The sequence below is a fragment of the Rubrivirga sp. SAORIC476 genome (assembly GCF_002283555.1).
GTDB lineage: Bacteria > Bacteroidota > Rhodothermia > Rhodothermales > Rubricoccaceae > Rubrivirga.
Window position 1 is genome coordinate 471,858 of the sequence record NZ_MVOI01000003.1, and the last position, 15,632, is coordinate 487,489.

Below are 15,632 nucleotides of genomic sequence, written 5' to 3' on the forward strand. Positions count from 1 at the left end.
GGACGCCCGCCTCCCGGCGACACCCTCCGCCTCGGCACCGAGGCGGGGGTGCTACCGGGTCTCCAGCGAGCGGACGGTGAACGACCCGACGCCACGCGCCAGCACCGACACCGTCCCCTGACGCACCGTCGTCGTCAGAACGGGTTCGATCTCGATCCAGTCGGCGCAGATAGCGGCCTGCCCGGTCTCGGCGAACGGCGGCGGGGGCGTCATCAGGAAACCGGCGCAGCCGCCCGCCCGTCGCGGCGCGTCCTCGCCCGAGTCCGACACGACGACGTAGCGGCCGCGCTCGCGGATCACGTGCGTCGAGCCCGTGTCGCCCTCGCCGGAGCCTCCGCTGGTGGGCTGCCGCTGTCCGCTGGTGCGCCCCGGGATGAGATCCACCTGTCCCTCGAAGCGGACCTCCCCGTTGAGCCGGTACCGGACGATGGCGGCCGTCGCGCCGATCGCGTCCGGGAAATCGAACCGCACGTCGAAGCGGCCCGCGGCGGTGGCCTCATTGTAGAGCGACGCCAGCACCGCATCGCCGTCACGGACCTCGACGCCGAAGCGCCCCCCGACGGGGATCGAGAGCGGGTCGATCTCTACATCCACGCGGTCCGGCTGGCCGTCGATCTGGAATCCGCCCGCGCGGCTGCCGTCGAGACCGGACACGACCAGGGCGCCCCCCTGGAGGGCGAGGGTGGCCTCCCCCTCGGCGGCGATATCGACCCCCTGGAAGGCGACGGGGTCAGGAGTGTCGGTGTCGCAGGCGGCGAGGACCAGCGCGGCGAGGAGCAAACCGGAGAGACGAGACATGACGGTGGTGGTGGACGCCCGTAGGCTACCACCGGTCTTCCACGAGAGGGCAAGGATCAGGGCGGCTCCCGGCGACGTACGGAGACACGCCCCTCTCGACCACCTCTCTCATGCAAAGCCTCTGGAAGAGCCTCCTCGGTGGCTCCACCGGCGCCTCCGAGGACGACCTGCTCGGCGCTGTCCCGCTCTTCGAGGACCTGAGCCCTCGGGAGTTGGATGCCGTCCAGCGGCTCCTCCACCGCCGCGACTACGTCGCAGGCGAGTCCATCTTCGTGCAGGGCGAGCCCGGCCTGGGGATGTACATCATCGTTCGCGGCGTGGTCTCGATCCAGAGCGAGCCGAGCGGCCGAGAGTTGGTGGAGCTGACCGACGGGGACTTCTTCGGAGAGATCGCGCTCCTGAACGAGGTCATCCGGACGGCCACCGCACGGGCCAAGACCGACTGCACGCTGCTGAGCCTGTTCCAGCCCGACCTGCTGAGCCTCCTCGATCGCAACCCCCGCCTGGGGGTCAAGGTGCTGCTGTCGCTGGCGCGGCTCGTCGGGCTTCGGCTGGTCGAGGTCTCCGACGAGGTCGAGGCGCTGATGCGCGAGTGCGAGGATCTCCGGGAGCAGATGGGTGTGGCCGACCGGGATGGCTGAGCTCCTCGCCGAGGCCGCCCCCTCCGAGGCCGCCCGCACACCGCGTCGGCACCCGCCCGAGGTGTCGGACGAGCCCGCCGCCCCCCCGATCCCCGCGAGTTGGCTCAGCCGCTGGGTGTGGCTGCTCACCCTGGCCGCGCTCGTCGGCGTGGTGATGGTCGCGAGCGACATCGCGGGACTCGTGGTGCTCGGGAGCGTCGCCGCGTACCTCCTCGCCCCGATCGTGAACGCGCTCGAGCGCCGGGGCGTCGGGCGGACGCAGGGGGCGGCGCTGGTGCTGCTCGTCCTGCTGGCACTGGTGGGCCTCCTGATGGCGCTGGCCCTTCCGGCCGCGCTCGACCAGATCGCGTCGCTCCAGTCCCGGTGGCAGAGCGGTGAACTGCTCGACCTCGTCCGCGACATGGAGGCGTCCCTCGCCGCCCGCTTCGGGCTCGCCGACCCGTCCATGCTGGGGCTCGTCGACTCGCTGCGCGCTACCGTCGGAACCGAGCCCGGCAGTCTCATCGGCTACGTCCCGGACGCCCTGGAGACGATGGGCAACGCCTTCATCGTGCCGTTCGTCCTGTTCGCGCTGCTCAAGGACGGCCCCATGATCCGCCGTCGCCTGCTGACCGCCGTTCCGAACCGCTACTTCGAGTTCGCCATGACGGTCCTGTTCAAGGCGGACGCCCACCTGGGCGGCTACCTCCGCGGGCAGGCCTTAATCGCGCTGCTGGTCGGCTCCTCGACGGCGCTCGGGCTCGGCCTCCTGGGCGTCGAGTACTATCTCGTGTTGGGGCTGCTCACCGGGCTCGCCAACTTCGTCCCGTACGTCGGCTTCGTCGTGTCGGCCTCCCTGTCGGTGGGCGTCACCATCGTGACGACCGGCGGGATGGACCTTGTAGGACCGGTTCTGATTCTGTTCGTCGTGCTCCAGACCATCGAGAACGTGGTGTTCCAGCCCTGGATCACCGGAAAGAACGTGTCGATGCACCCCGTGATGGTCCTGCTGGCCATTCTGATCGGCGGGCGCGTGGGGGGGGTGATGGGGATGGCGCTGGGCGTGCCGGCGGCAGCGGTCCTGAAGGTGGTGTTCCTTGAGACCGTGGTCGGGCTTCGCCGATACCATCTCTAGCCCGGTTTGCCCCCTGGTGCGACCTTCTCCTCATTGATGCCCACGCCGTCCCCCTCCACTGCCCGCCTGACCGTCCGCTTCTGGGGCGTCCGGGGTTCGATTCCGACGCCGGAGGATGGCTTCCTGGGCGTCGGCGGCAACACGGCCTGCGTGGAGGTGCGCGCAGCGGACGGAACGACGCTGGTGCTGGACGCGGGGACGGGCATTCGGGCACTCGGGTACGCACTCGCGGCGGAGGCCGCCGGGCAGCCGGGCGAGGTGCACCTCGCGTTGTCTCACTTCCACTGGGACCACCTGCAGGGCCTCCCGTTCTTCGCGCCGCTCTACACGCCGGGCCAGACCGTCCGCTTCTACGCGGCGACCGATGACGACCGGATCCACGCCCTGTTGCGGGGCCAGATGACCTCGCCCTACTTCCCGGTCCCCTTCGGCGATCTCGCGGCGTCCACCGAGACCGTCCGCGTTCGCGACGGCGAGCCGTTCCAGGTCGGGCCGATGACGGTCCAGCCCTTCCCGGTGAACCACCCGCAGGGCGCGCACGGCTTCCGCATCGAGGTCGACGGCGCCGTGCTGGTCTACGCGACCGACTATGAGCACGGCTCGGCGGCGCACGACGAGGGCCTCCGGGAGGTCAGCCGGGGGGCGGACCTCCTCATCTCCGACGCTCAGTACACGCCCGACGAGTACGCTCTTCGGCAGGGCTGGGGGCACACGACCTGGGAGCACGCGACGGGACTCGCGACCTCGGCAGGCGTCGGCCGCCTGCTGCTCTTCCACCACGACCCGTCCCACGGCGACGACACGCTCGGGCGGATCTGCACGCTCGCCCGCGAGCGATTCGAGGCGACGGACCTGGCGACCGAGGGGCTCGTCGTCGAGTTGTAGGGCGGCACGCGAGCAGGTCTGCCGACCTCGGCACTGAGGCGGAGCGCCCTGAACGTTGCGAGTGAGATACGGCTCGGTCCGCGATACCAGTCTCGGCGCAGCCTTCGTTTGTAGCGGTGCGCCTGCCTCTCGTATCTTGGGGCACGTGTAGAACTCAACCGTCCGGGCCGGACACAGCCAACAGACCGATGGGCAAGCAGCGCATGAACGACAACTGGGAGCGCATGAAGGCGCAGATCCTCTCCACCTGGGCCGACATCGACGAGGCCGAGATGAAGAAGGCCCGCGGCAACCTCGGCCAGATGGTCAACCTGATCCACTCCCAGACGGGCGAGGATCGGCAGAACATCATGCGCAAGATGTCGGCCTTCCTCTAGGCCCCGACCGACCGACTCCGAGCGGCGCGCTCCCAGATGGGGGTGCGCCGCTTTTCGTTTATCCAATCCTCGGCGCCGAGGCGGACGGGGTCAGAAGCGGACGCCCGCGCTGGCGGCGGGCCACGGGAACGCAAACCAACCGTTGTCCTCTCGCGAGACCCACCGGCGACCGAACACGAGACCGGCGCCGAGCCGGAGATGCAGCCGCTCGCGTTCGTAGCGCACCCCCGTCGATGCGGTTGGGATGGCTCGAGTCCAGGACTGAGACTCGATGTCCGCGTCTCCGGGGTCGCGGTTGTACGAGAGCACGACCGACGCGCCGACATCAGCCCGCCAGCGCCCGCCGAGCGGCTGGACCACCATCGCACCGACCGGCAGGATTCGGTACGTCACTCCGTCCAGACGTGCCTGCGCGTACCCGACCGTGCCGACGAGAGGGCCGAGCACCCTGCGCTCGTAGCGGACCGAGCCTGCGACGCTCAGCCCTCCTCCTTCGACCAGTACAGTGTTTCGGGGCTCCGCCTCGGTGGAAGCCTCGGCGTTCGGATACGAGACCACCGCAGGGTGCGACCTGAGACCGTGTACGGTCTCATGCGACGAGACGACGGGCTGGGCGGCGAGCGCGGGTGTGAGCATGGCGAAAAGGACTGCGAGGAAACGTCTCATGTCAGCGGAGGTCGGGGTGGTAGTTCCAGTCGAGCGTGTCGGGGTCGAAGGAGCGGACGGGCACGAGCGTGCGCGTCAGGTAGCGGGAGGTCATCCCGCCGAACACGCCGACCGCGTCGGCAGGCCCGCCATCGGCCGGGCGGATGTTGCTGATACGGGGCAGGTAGGTCTGGTCGCGGGAGTTGTCCGCTTTCGCGCGCGCGTCGATGACGGCGGTGTACCACGGGTCGTCGAAGAGGATGTCGTCTGGCTTGCTCGACGTCGTGAACTCGAAAAATGGAGGCTGGTACCAGATCGCAAGGTCATCTGAGAGTTGTGCGAGGCGGTGGTACGCCGGAGTCACGTCCCACCTCGACGTGCGGCTGGCAGCCGTCCACCGGTCATAGCAGTCCATGCCGTCCTCGTACGCCGACGGCGTTTTAATGTGGAAGATGCTCCCTCGGAGGTGATCTCCCCGATCAGAGAACGGCAGTTGTTGCCATGACTCCAACACGAACGTCTCGGCATCGAGGCGCCGGTCTCTGTTCCCACTCCAGATCGAGACCGGCGAGGCAGGGTCGGGATCGGGATCGCATTCGAACTCCTGGACCTCCCCGATCTCCGTCCAGTCTCCCGGTCCGTGATACGTGTAGGTAGTCGGCGAGCGGATCGTATCTGGCACCGTGATCGAGGCGGGAGTTGGCGTGTGCGTCTCGGCGGTGTAGCGTCGCCCATTCGGCCACGTCACGTCGAGCCGGTACCGCGCGGCAGGCACGAGCGGAAGTGCGTGCTCGAGGTCGCCGTAGGCGCCGTGTGTCTCGTGCGCGAGCGCTACCGTCGTCTCGGTCGGTTCACCGAGCGGTCCCGTGATCGTGACCTCCGCATCTGGCTCACCGAGCGGGCGAAGGTGCAGGAATGCCGACTTGACCATCACCTGCGCCCAGAAGTCGGGCAAAAACAGTTCACGGCCGAGATTCGCCTCGGCGTCGGCGAACAGGTCGTAGTGGTCGTCCTGGGGGTCGTTGAGCGTCCCCACGAATACCTGCGGGTGGTGGATCGCGGTGTCCGGGGAGACTTCGAGGACGCCCACGATGAACGGGGTGTCCGGCGAGACCATGGCAGGTTCTCCACCGCCGAGGTCGCATCCGGCGAGCCCGACCAGGACGGCCGTGGTAAAGATGAGGAGTAGCTTGTCCATGGCTAAAGAAGGATGCGGCGGACGGGCGCAACCGGCCAGGGTGAATCGTCCGCCCGCCGCAGGCCCCGCGTAGGCGGGGGGCTCGTGGCTAGTACGGACCGACCTGCATTCGCTTGATCATGAAGGTGTATCGGAAGCCGTTGGCATCGGTCTGCACTTGCCCTTGTGGGCTCAGTCGCCTCTGTACGTTGTCGAGTGTCGCCCGGCGGTAGCCCGATTTCGTGAACACGTCGTCGTTGTGAGTCGAGAACGGGTCCGCGTCGATCTCGGTGTAGAGGTTGGCGTACGCTCCAGAGGCGAAATCGTAGGTCTGGACCGTCCCCTCCCAGTCGCCGTCGGCGCGCTTGGTGAAGTGGCGGACATCGGTGTCATCCTCGACCACGATGCCACGCCATGGTGAGGCGGTCAGCGGGTGGAGCGGAAACCCATCTTGCCCACCCTGTACAGCGAGGTACCCGAGCGGCTCAATCGAGGGGTACGGTGAGTTCTCCCACTGCCAGTCCCATGCCTGCATCCCGGTGAAGTGGTAGTCCGTCTCTTGGTGGTTCACGTCGGGCGTCTTGAACCACCGCGTGAACGCGAGGCTCGCGACCGGGACGGCGTTGTGCGTGTTTGCCGTTCCCGCTGCTGGACCGCCCGGAGGTCCATAGACCACGTACGAGTCTGCTGTGTGCGTCCCGAAGATGGTGGTCATCACGTGCGAGAAGTACGCCGTGTCGAACCGGTAGTTGTTTTTCTTCGCGAACTGCGCCGCTCCGTAGTTGTCAGTCGGCTGGACGTGCATCTGTACCTCCAGCTTGGGACCATGGTCGCTATGCTCGTCTGTGCGAAGCGTCCGAATGGCGAGGTAGTCGCTCGACAGCACATGAGACGGGAAGGTGGGCGGCCCGGTCGGTCCAGGCTCATCCGGGAGGTCTCCTCCACCGCCCCCGCCAGGGCCACAGTTGAAGGCGTCCTCGCAGGTTTCGAGCCCCGCGACCGGCGTCCGGCCATCGACGACCGGGATCGTCGAAACCACCGCGAGGATGGCGTCGGGACTGCCTTCGACGGAGAAGGTGCCCTCGGAGAACGTGACCGTGCGTTCGTCCGTCGGGTCGGCGAGTGAGACGGCTATCTTGGTGTAGGCGTCGCCGGCCACCTCGGACGCCTCGTCGAGGTCGGGGTCGCCGACGACGAACACCTCGGCGCTGCCGCCTCGTGCGTGTGCGACCGGCTCGCCGGTCGGGCTGGCGAGGTCGAGTGCCAGCAGACGATGCTCGACCTCACCGCTCGCGTGCTGGACTGCGATGTGGGTCGATGGATGCTCGGCCTCCTCGGTCGCAGTCCCCGTCACTCGCGCAGACGGCGGGGCGTTGGCGAAGAGATCCTTGAGAAGGACCGGGGCATCGTCACCCCTACGGGAAGCGGAGGTGGCCGCGATGAGGGCGGGGCCACGCACGGCGAGGTCGTCGCGGACGAGGTCCATGTAGGACCCGTCGGCGAACTCCGCTGCCGGCAGGGTCACGATGGCCTGCCCGTCAATGGGGCTGACCGTTTCCTCCGGGAGGCCTGAGGAGATCACCTGTCCACTGTCACAGGCGAAAAGCGTCATGGATGAAACGACGCAGAGAAGTAGAGAACGCATGGCGTTGTGCGAAGAGACTGCATGGCAGTCCATGAACAAAGCCTGGCCGGATCTTCACGATACAGAATTAAGAAATTAAAGTCAACACACGCTCAAGATGCGACACGTACAGCGTGACGGCCATCTACCTGTTACGACAACGACGAACGGGAAACGAGCGGCATGTCGCGGTCAGACTCGCCCCACCTCGACACCGCCCGCCTCGGCGCCGAGGCGGGGCTACTCGTCGCAGTCTCTTCGACCGAAGCGCTTCCGAACGCCCGTAGCTTCCGCCACGCCCTTCGACTCCGATGCCCGAGCCTGCCGACGCCCCCGAGACCGCCCGTCCCTTTCCGCTCGGCACCGCCGTTCCCGACGATGGTCCGCTCCGGGAGGCCTACGAGGCCCGCGTCGCCTTCCATCAGCGGACCCTGGACGCGCTGGAGCAGCAGGCCGCCGAGGTGCGCCGCGGCGGCGGCGACAAGGCCATCGCCCGGATGCACAAAAGGGGCAAGCTGACGGCGCGCGAGCGCATCGACGCGCTGGTGGACGACGGCTCCGACTTCCACGAGGTCGGTCTGTTCGTCGGCCGCGGGATGTACGAGGACGTGGGCGGCTGCCCCTCCGGCGGCACCGTGATGGGCCTCGGGCGCATCCAGGGGCGTCTGTGCATGATCGTCGCCAACGACGCCACCGTGAAAGCGGGCGCGTGGTTTCCAATCACGGCCAAGAAGAACCTCCGCGCGCAGGAGATCGCCCTGGAGAACCGGATCCCGATCGTCTACCTCGTCGACTCGGCGGGTGTCTTCTTGCCCATGCAGGACGAGATCTTCCCAGATCGTGACCACTTTGGGCGCATCTTCCGCAACAACGCGAAGCTCTCCGCGCTGGGCGTGCCGCAGATCGCGGCCATCATGGGGAGTTGCGTCGCGGGCGGGGCGTATCTGCCCATCATGTCCGACGAGAGCCTGATCGTTGACGGCACGGGCTCGGTCTTCCTGGCAGGCCCGTTCCTCGTGCAGGCCGCCATCGGCGAGGAGGTGGACGTGGAGACGCTGGGCGGGGCGACCACCCAGACCGACATCTCGGGCGTCTGCGAATACAAGATGCCCGACGACGCGACGTGCCTCGCGACCATCCGCGACCTCGTCGGCGGGCTGGGGCCCCTGCCTCGCTTCGGGTTCACCCGCGCGACACCCGAGGCGCCCGCCTTCGAGGCCGACGGCATCCTGGGCGTCTTCCCTGAGAGCCGCCAGCAGCCGTACGACACGCGCGAGCTCCTCGCCCGCATCGTGGACGCCGACAGTTGGACCGAGGTCAAGGCCGGCTACGGGCAGACGCTCGTGTGCGGCTACGCCCGCCTCGACGGGTGGTCGGTGGGCATCGTGGCGAGCCAGCGGCAGGTCGTCCGCGCGAAGGCGCCGAAGGGCAAAGCGAGCGAGATGCAGATCGGCGGGGTGATCTACGGCGACGCGGCCGACAAGGCGGCGCGCTTCGTGATGCAGTGCAATCAGAAGCGCATCCCGCTGATCTTTTTCCAGGACGCGACCGGCTTCATGGTCGGCACCCGGGCCGAGCAGGGCGGCATCATCAAGGACGGCGCCAAGCTGGTCAACGCCGTCGCCAACTCGGTCGTCCCGACGTTCACGGTCGTGGTCGGCAACTCGTTCGGCGCCGCCAACTACGCGCTCAACGGCCGCGCCTACGATCCGCGGCTGATGCTCGCCTGGCCGTCCGCGCAGATCGCGGTCATGGGCGGCAGCCAGGCTGCCAAGACGCTGCTCTCCATCGAAGAACGGACGCTCAAGAAGCAGGGCATCGAGCTCTCCGAGGAGGACCGCCAGGCGCGCCTCGACCAGATCGAGGCTCGCTACACGGAGCAGACATCGCCCGTCTATGCCGCCGCTCGCCTGTGGGTGGATGCGCTCATCGACCCGCGTCAGACCCGGCAGTGGCTGGCGACGGGCCTGGAGATGGCAGACCACAACCCCGACATGGCCGACTTCAAGGTGGGCGTGCTCCAGACGTAGGCCGAGTCAGGCCAGGAGAGCACGGGAGCGTGCCCCGCCCCCGCAAGCCTCATCCCTCACGCGCCATGCGGAGGACGAGGTACATGATGCCCACCATCCCGAGCGCAGCCCCTACGATCACGCCCCACGGCGACGAGTCCAGCCAGCGATCGGCGAGGAGGCCGAGGCCGACGAAGAAGACCATCGAGACGCCGATCTGGAGCCCCATGCCGAGGTGCGTCCCGGCCTGGCGCATGCCGTCGGTGTACGCGTCGTGGACGCCGCCCACGGTCACTTTTTTGTTCTGATAGCCTACCGGCGGCGGCGCGACCGGCTCCGCGTCGTCGTCTGGGGCACGGTCAGACCACTTGGACGCCCACTCCCGGTCTGCCCTGTCGAATCGGTCGGGGGCGTCCGCCCAGGGGTCGTCTCGCTTGGCCATGGTCAGGCCGCGTCCACGCGCGCGTTCGGCCCGACGGACCCAACGACGGTGCTGGCGCCGCCCTTTCCGCTCTTGCCTGATGCCCGCTCGGCGGCCGGTCCCATCTGGCACTGGCCGTTGAAGGTGGCCCCGTCTTCGACGACCAGCTTCCCCGTTCGGATGTCGCCGTCGATCACCGCAGACGCCTTGAGCACCAGCCGCTCCGTGACGACCACCTTGCCGCGCACGGTGCCCGCGATCTCCGCGCTGGTCGAGACCACCTCGCCCTCGACGACCCCACCCGGCATCACCATCGTCCGGCCCTCCACCTCGACGTTGCCGTCGACGGTGCCCGAGATGTTGACGTTGCCGCTGGAGCGGAGCGTCCCCTCGACCGTCGTGGACGCACCGATGATGTTGTGTTGTTCGGCGGGGTTGCCCGAAAAGGCGGCGGCAGGCTTGGCCATGGCGGTGGAAGAGTCGGAACGAAAGAGGGCCATTGCGATCAGGGCGCGACGAGGAAAGCGGCGGGATCCTGCGCGAGTCCGTCGCGCCACAACTCGAAGTGAAGGTGCGGCCCGGAGGTGATTTCCCCCGTGTTGCCACTCAGAGCGAGCGTCTCCCGCACGCGGACCCGCTCCCCGACCCGCATCTGGAGCCGACTGTTGTGCTTGTAGACCGAAAGGTAGCCGCCAGGGTGCTGGACGGCAATCGTGTGCCCGCCGCCCTGGGTCCAGTCGGCGAAGACCACGTACCCGTCCGCGAACGCGCGAACGGGCGTGCCCTCCGTCGCGGCCAGGTCAATGCCGAAGTGCCCGCGGCCCGCGTCGAACCCGCGCGACGGGACGCCGTCGACCGGCGGGAGCGAGGGCAGGCGGAGCCCATCGAGGTAGCCCCGGGCGGCACGGGCGTCCCGGCCTTCGCCCTCCCCGGCAGGCCCGAGCGTCGAGAGCGGAAGCGCGGGCTGCGCGTGGTCTCCCCCCTCGGCCGGAGCGGCAGGTGCGGCCTGTGGCTCCGCCTCGGCATCGAGGTCGGGCAAGGCGAAGGCGGCCGGGTCGAGCACGTCCTCTCCGAGATCGTCCATCTCGCCGGTGATGATGGCCCGGAGCTGGGCGATCTGCTGGTACTGAAGCGCCAGCGAGTCCTCGAGGGCCGCGGCGCGCTGCGCGTTGGTCTCGGCGACCCCACGCAACTCCCCCGTCCCCGGCCCCATGATGAGCCCGCGGAGGGGTGTCAGCACCACCACCGCGACCAGCACCGCGCCCAGCACCACGACTCCGATGATGGCCGCGTACAGGGCGTAGCCCGGCCGCACGTCGTACTGGCGGGGGGTGCTCATCGTATCCGGTTCGAGCACGATCACCGTGCGTGACGAGCCGGGATGGGAGAAGAGGTCGCGGAGGAAGTCGGTCACGTGCGGAGGCGCGGTCGGCAGGCCGAAACAGGCCATGGTGTTCGTGTCATCTGCATACGTCACAGCGTGCAGCCTCCTAACTTACCCGGCTCCGAACCCCTCTGACGCCGTCCTGTGACGGCTGACCGCCAGCACAGCTGGCCACTGTTTCATGCCGCAGCATAAGTCCGCCGCCAAGCGTGTCCGCCAGGACGCCAAGCGCCGCCTCCGCAACCGGTACCACAAGGTCCGCGTGCGCACGATGATCAAGGATCTCCAGGCCGAGACCGACCCGACCCTGGCCCAGGAGAAGCTCAACGCCATCAAGGCGAAGCTCGACCGCCTCGCCGGGAGCCGCGTGCTTCATCCGAACAAGGCCGCCCACACGAAGAGCCAGCTCGAGCGCCACGTCAGTTCGCTGGTCTAGGAAAGAATGCGCCCGCTCCGCACGTGCGGCCGGGCCGGCCAGTCGGCACTCTTCAGGTAGGCGGGAGTGTCCGGTGCGCCACGAGGCGAGGCCGTGGCTGCCACCGCACGCAGCCACGCCGACGCGTAGGACGGCGCCGCATTTCGTCGTGACAGACCAGACCGACATCGAAAGGCCTGGCCCCGGGCTCCGGCTTTCGTGCCCAGCGGGCTGCGGATTCGCCCCAGCCTGATACAGGACCGGTCCTGTTTTGGAACAACAGCGGGTCGCCGACGGTTTATCCGCCGATTCTCCGCCGTCCGCCATTCCCACAGTCCGGTTCAAATCGGTACTTGTGGTCCAGGGCATTCTCCTCTTTGGCGAGTCCCTGGCGACCGAATGCCCTCTTCACGCAGCTTGTCCTTCGGGGCAGCGTGCGTACTGTTCTTTCTGGGATGAGCGGCGGAGTTCCGACGGAGCTCTTGGCGCGTTCCCGCTTCGCTCACTCCCTGTTCCGTTCCCCGCGGACTTCACCCACCCCCTGTCTCCATGACCCAGTCTACTACGGAGAAAACGATGACATCACGTCTCTCAACTCTCCTCCTGTTGGGCGCGGCCTTCCTGATCGCTTCGGCGTCCCAGGCTCAGGTCATTCGCCCCAGCGAGTCCATTTACATCCTCCTCCGCGGCGGCGTCACCGGCTACTACGGTGACCTCGACGGCAACTCGGACGGCGACCCCGGCAGCGCCAACGCCAAGCTCAGCGACGGCTTCGACAACCCCGGCTACAACGTCGGCGGCGAGATCGGCTACCTGTTCAACCCGAACCTCTCGTTCGGTGTCGGCTTCACGTACATGGACATCCCGAACCTCGACACGCGAGGCCAGGGTCCCACGGGTCGCGGACCGGGCGCGAATGACATCCTGTTCATTCCGGGTCCCAACGGGCCGATCCCCGTCACGAAGAACAACGGCAGCGCCGTGAACATGGTCACGGGCCTGTTCCGCTACCTCCCGTTCGATGCGTCGCGCATCTCGCCGTTCGTCGAACTCGGCGGTGCCCTCGTCTTCGGCGTCGGCACGGACAACGAGCGCAACGGCTCCGGCACGGATGCCGTGATCGGGTACGGTCCGGTCGCAGGCCTCGGCCTCGATGTGGCTCTGACGCCGCAGCTCGGCCTCTTCCTCGCCGCGCAGTCGACGGTCGTCTTCCCGGACGTCGCGCTTGACGGTGCGGATGCCGGCGCGTTCAACAGCCCCCGGTTCAACGGTGACGACGCGGACTTCGACATCCTCGCCAACCTGGGCGGCGGCCTCCGTTTTGCCCTGCGCCCGCCGGTCAAGGCGGTTCGCGTGCTCGGCCTGGAGTGCCCGGCTGAGCTGCAGGTCGGCCAGAACGGTTCGTTCATGGCGATCACCAACCAGGACGCGACCCCGCCGGTCACCTCCAGCTGGCAGTTCGGTGACGGCGCCAGCGGCTCCGGCAGCTCCGCCTCGCACGCCTTCACCGCGCCGGGCACCTACACGGTGACCGCGATGGTGATGAACGACGGGGGCACGGACTCCGAGTCCTGCATCGTGACCGTCGTTCCGCGCCCGACGCCGCCGTCGCTCGCTGGCTGCCGCGCCACCCCGTCGCGCGTTGACGCTGGCCAGCAGGTCACGATCGACGCCACGGCAACCGAGGCAGACGAGATCACGGTCGACTTCGGTGATGGCACGACGGCGTCCTCGCTGCCGGCCCGCCACGCGTACGCCAACACGGGCTCGTACACGGTCACCATCACGGCGACCAACGAGTACGGCTCGGACACCTGCACGATCCCCGTCACGGTGGGCGACTCGTACTGCGCCGACATCACGGAGCTGAACCCGGTCTTCTTCGGGTACGGCGCCACGACGCTCACGGCCGACGCGACCAGCCGTCTCGAGGAGAACATCGAGATCCTGCGCCGCTGCCCGGACATCTGCGTGACCATCAACGCCTACTCGGACGGCTCCGAGCCGGGTGACGCGATGCGCATCTCGCAGGCCCGCGCCGACGCGGTGATGCAGTACTACGTCGGTCAGGGCATCGACGCCGAACGCCTCCGCGCCGTCGGCCGCGGTGTCGATCCGGACGCCAACTCGAAGGAGGATCCGGGCCCGGGCGACAGCCGCGCCCGCCGCGCCGACTCGATCCCGTCGTCCTGCGCCGGGTTCTAGGTCGCGCGTGAGGGGCCCCGGCCCCACCTCGCCACCTCAGGGGCGGTCCGCAACGATGCGGGCCGCCCCTTTTTCGTGCAGAGAGCGTGACGCTGACGAACAGATCGAACCCGACGGGATGACGAGCGTAGGCGCCTCTACATGCCGACCTCCCCCGGCGTGCTCCCGGGCTCTGCCCGCTCCTCCCTGACCTGCACTGCGTTTCCCGCACCCCTCCTGCGGGTCAGTTTCCTTCCCTCCCCACTGCTGCCGCCCCGGCCTCGTGTGGGTCCCCCCACCACCCCTCTTATGTCCCGACTCTCCTCACTCCGCCTTCCTCACCTCCAAACGCTCCTGATCTGGGCCGTTGCGATGCTCATTGGCACCGCGGCACAGGCACAGATCATCCGCCCGAGCGAGTCCATCTATGTGCTCCTGCGTGGGAGCGTCGCCGGGTACTACGGCGACCTGGATGGGGACCCCAACACGACGAGCATCAGCGAAGGGTTCGACGACCCCGGCTTCGGTGTCGGTGGTGAGGTCGGCTACCTCTTCAACGACAACCTCTCGCTTGGTGTGGGCCTGGTCTACCAGGACCTCCCGGCGCTCAACAACCGATCCACCAACATTCAGGGTGGTGAGGCCTATCAGTTCCAGGCGCTTCTCCGCTACCTGCCGTTCCCGGCGCTGAAGGTGTCTCCGTTCGTCGAGCTCGGCGGCGCTCTCGTCTCCGGACAGGGCACGGAGAACGAGCGCAACCTGCCCGGCACGGATGATGTCCTCGGCTTCGGCCCGGTCGTCGGCGCCGGTGTGGACGTGGCGCTGACCCCGCGCTTCGGTCTCTTCCTCGGCGCGCAGTCCACGTTCGTCTTCCCGGACGTCGCGCTCGACGGCACCGACCCCGGCGCATTCCCGGGCCAGCCCGGCGCGCAGGGTGACGACCATGACTTTGACATCCTCGCCAACGTCGGCGGTGGCTTCCGCTTCGCGTTCCGCGCGCCGGTGACGGCTGTGGAGATCCAGGGCCTGGAGTGCCCGGCCGAGCTCGAGACGGGTGAGACCGGCTCGTTCATGGTGATGACCAACGACGACGCCACGATGCCCGTCACCTCGACGTGGCAGTGGGGCGACGGTGCCGCTGGCTCCGGCATGACCACCTCGCACTCGTTCTCGGCCCCGGGCACCTACACGGTGACCTCGATGGTGATGAACGACGGGGGCACGGACTCCGAGTCCTGCCTCGTGACCGTCGTCGCGCCGCCGGTCCCGCCGCCGTCGCTCGCCGGTTGCCGCGCCACCCCGTCGTCGATCAACGCCGGCGACCAGGTGACGATCAACGCGACCGCCACCGGCGCCACGTCGCTCACGATCGACTTCGGTGACGGCACGACGGCGTCCTCGCTGCCGGCCCGCCACGCGTACGCCAACACGGGCTCGTACACGGTCACCATCACGGCGACCAACGAGTCGGGCACGGACACGTGCACGATCCCCGTCACGGTGGGCGACTCGTACTGCGCCAGCATCACGGAGCTCAACCCGGTCTTCTTCGGGTACGGTGCCACGACGCTCGCCGCCGAGGCCACGAGCCGTCTCGAGGAGAACATCGAGATCCTGCGCCGCTGCCCGGACATCTGCGTGACCATCAACGCCTACTCGGACGGTGCCGAGCCGGGTGACGCGCTGCGCATCTCGCAGGCTCGCGCCGACGCGGTGCTGCAGTACTACGTCTCGCAGGGCATCAGCCGGGACCGTCTCCGCGCCATCGGCCGCGGCGTCGATCCGGCGGCGAACTCGAAGGAGGATCCGGGCCCGGGCGACAGCCGCGCCCGCCGCGCCGACTCGATCCCGTCGTCCTGCGCCGGGTTCTAGGGTCTGCGTGAGCGACCGGGATTCGTCCCGGTCCTAACGCCCCGGGGGGCGGTCCGCAATGGTGCGGGCCGCCCCCTTTTTCGTGG

15 protein-coding genes are annotated in these 15,632 nt (G+C 68.4%); 8 read left to right on the plus strand and 7 right to left on the minus strand.

Annotation, left to right across the window (positions count from 1 at the left end):
• Positions 1–51: 51 nt before the first annotated feature.
• Positions 52–798 carry a hypothetical protein gene (locus tag B1759_RS03910; RefSeq protein WP_095513723.1) on the minus strand — a complete coding sequence of 249 codons (747 nt, stop codon included), beginning with the start codon at positions 796–798 and terminating at the stop codon, positions 52–54.
• A gap of 110 nt (positions 799–908) precedes the next feature.
• On the opposite strand from B1759_RS03910, the gene B1759_RS03915 reads away from it, so the two are divergent.
• From B1759_RS03915 to B1759_RS03930, 4 genes are all read left to right on the plus strand, one after another.
• Positions 909–1,439: a cyclic nucleotide-binding domain-containing protein gene (locus tag B1759_RS03915; RefSeq protein ID WP_095513724.1), complete on the plus strand. Its 531-nt coding sequence runs from the start codon at positions 909–911 to the stop codon at positions 1,437–1,439.
• Positions 1,432–2,553, plus strand: coding sequence for an AI-2E family transporter (locus tag B1759_RS03920; protein WP_095513725.1), 1,122 nt, complete (start codon positions 1,432–1,434; stop codon positions 2,551–2,553). The genes B1759_RS03915 and B1759_RS03920 overlap by 8 nt, the downstream gene beginning before the upstream one ends.
• Positions 2,554–2,589: 36 nt before the next feature.
• Complete coding sequence (locus tag B1759_RS03925) at positions 2,590–3,438, plus strand: MBL fold metallo-hydrolase (protein WP_095513726.1); 849 nt, start codon at positions 2,590–2,592, stop codon at positions 3,436–3,438.
• A 188-nt stretch (positions 3,439–3,626) separates the two neighbouring features.
• Complete coding sequence (locus B1759_RS03930; RefSeq protein WP_095513727.1) at positions 3,627–3,815, plus strand: general stress protein CsbD; 189 nt, start codon at positions 3,627–3,629, stop codon at positions 3,813–3,815.
• A 90-nt stretch (positions 3,816–3,905) separates the two neighbouring features.
• Here B1759_RS03930 and B1759_RS03935 read toward each other — a convergent pair whose 3' ends face one another.
• The 3 genes from B1759_RS03935 to B1759_RS03945 form a co-directional block, all read right to left on the minus strand.
• On the minus strand, positions 3,906–4,481 hold the full coding sequence (locus B1759_RS03935; protein WP_143537254.1) for a hypothetical protein: 576 nt from the start codon (positions 4,479–4,481) through the stop codon (positions 3,906–3,908).
• Position 4,482: 1 nt separating this feature from the next.
• Positions 4,483–5,658: a hypothetical protein gene (locus B1759_RS03940; protein ID WP_095513729.1), complete on the minus strand. Its 1,176-nt coding sequence runs from the start codon at positions 5,656–5,658 to the stop codon at positions 4,483–4,485.
• 88 nt (positions 5,659–5,746) lie between these two features.
• On the minus strand, positions 5,747–7,249 hold the full coding sequence (locus B1759_RS03945) for a hypothetical protein (protein WP_095513730.1): 1,503 nt from the start codon (positions 7,247–7,249) through the stop codon (positions 5,747–5,749).
• A 323-nt stretch (positions 7,250–7,572) separates the two neighbouring features.
• Here B1759_RS03945 and B1759_RS03950 point away from each other — a divergent pair, with 323 nt between their 5' ends.
• Complete coding sequence (locus B1759_RS03950) at positions 7,573–9,291, plus strand: acyl-CoA carboxylase subunit beta (protein WP_095513731.1); 1,719 nt, start codon at positions 7,573–7,575, stop codon at positions 9,289–9,291.
• Between the two features lie 49 nt (positions 9,292–9,340).
• On the opposite strand, the gene B1759_RS03955 is transcribed toward B1759_RS03950, so the two are convergent.
• The 3 genes from B1759_RS03955 to B1759_RS03965 are packed head-to-tail and all read right to left on the minus strand — an operon-like array spanning position 9,341 to position 11,141.
• Complete coding sequence (locus tag B1759_RS03955) at positions 9,341–9,712, minus strand: AtpZ/AtpI family protein (RefSeq protein ID WP_095513732.1); 372 nt, start codon at positions 9,710–9,712, stop codon at positions 9,341–9,343.
• Between the two features lie 2 nt (positions 9,713–9,714).
• Positions 9,715–10,158 (minus strand): polymer-forming cytoskeletal protein, encoded by a 444-nt coding sequence (locus B1759_RS03960; protein ID WP_158225115.1) that lies wholly within the window; start codon positions 10,156–10,158, stop codon positions 9,715–9,717.
• 38 nt (positions 10,159–10,196) lie between these two features.
• On the minus strand, positions 10,197–11,141 hold the full coding sequence (locus B1759_RS03965) for a M23 family metallopeptidase (protein ID WP_095513734.1): 945 nt from the start codon (positions 11,139–11,141) through the stop codon (positions 10,197–10,199).
• Between the two features lie 115 nt (positions 11,142–11,256).
• Between B1759_RS03965 and rpsT the strand changes: the two genes are divergently transcribed.
• The 3 genes from rpsT (at position 11,257) to B1759_RS03980 (ending at position 15,546) form a co-directional block, all read left to right on the plus strand.
• On the plus strand, positions 11,257–11,511 hold the full coding sequence (gene rpsT, locus B1759_RS03970; protein ID WP_095513735.1) for a 30S ribosomal protein S20: 255 nt from the start codon (positions 11,257–11,259) through the stop codon (positions 11,509–11,511).
• Positions 11,512–12,039: 528 nt separating this feature from the next.
• Positions 12,040–13,695 carry a PKD domain-containing protein gene (locus B1759_RS03975; protein WP_095513736.1) on the plus strand — a complete coding sequence of 552 codons (1,656 nt, stop codon included), beginning with the start codon at positions 12,040–12,042 and terminating at the stop codon, positions 13,693–13,695.
• A 288-nt stretch (positions 13,696–13,983) separates the two neighbouring features.
• Positions 13,984–15,546, plus strand: a complete 1,563-nt coding sequence (locus tag B1759_RS03980; RefSeq protein WP_158225116.1) for a PKD domain-containing protein — start codon at positions 13,984–13,986, stop codon at positions 15,544–15,546.
• Positions 15,547–15,632: the final 86 nt, after the last annotated feature.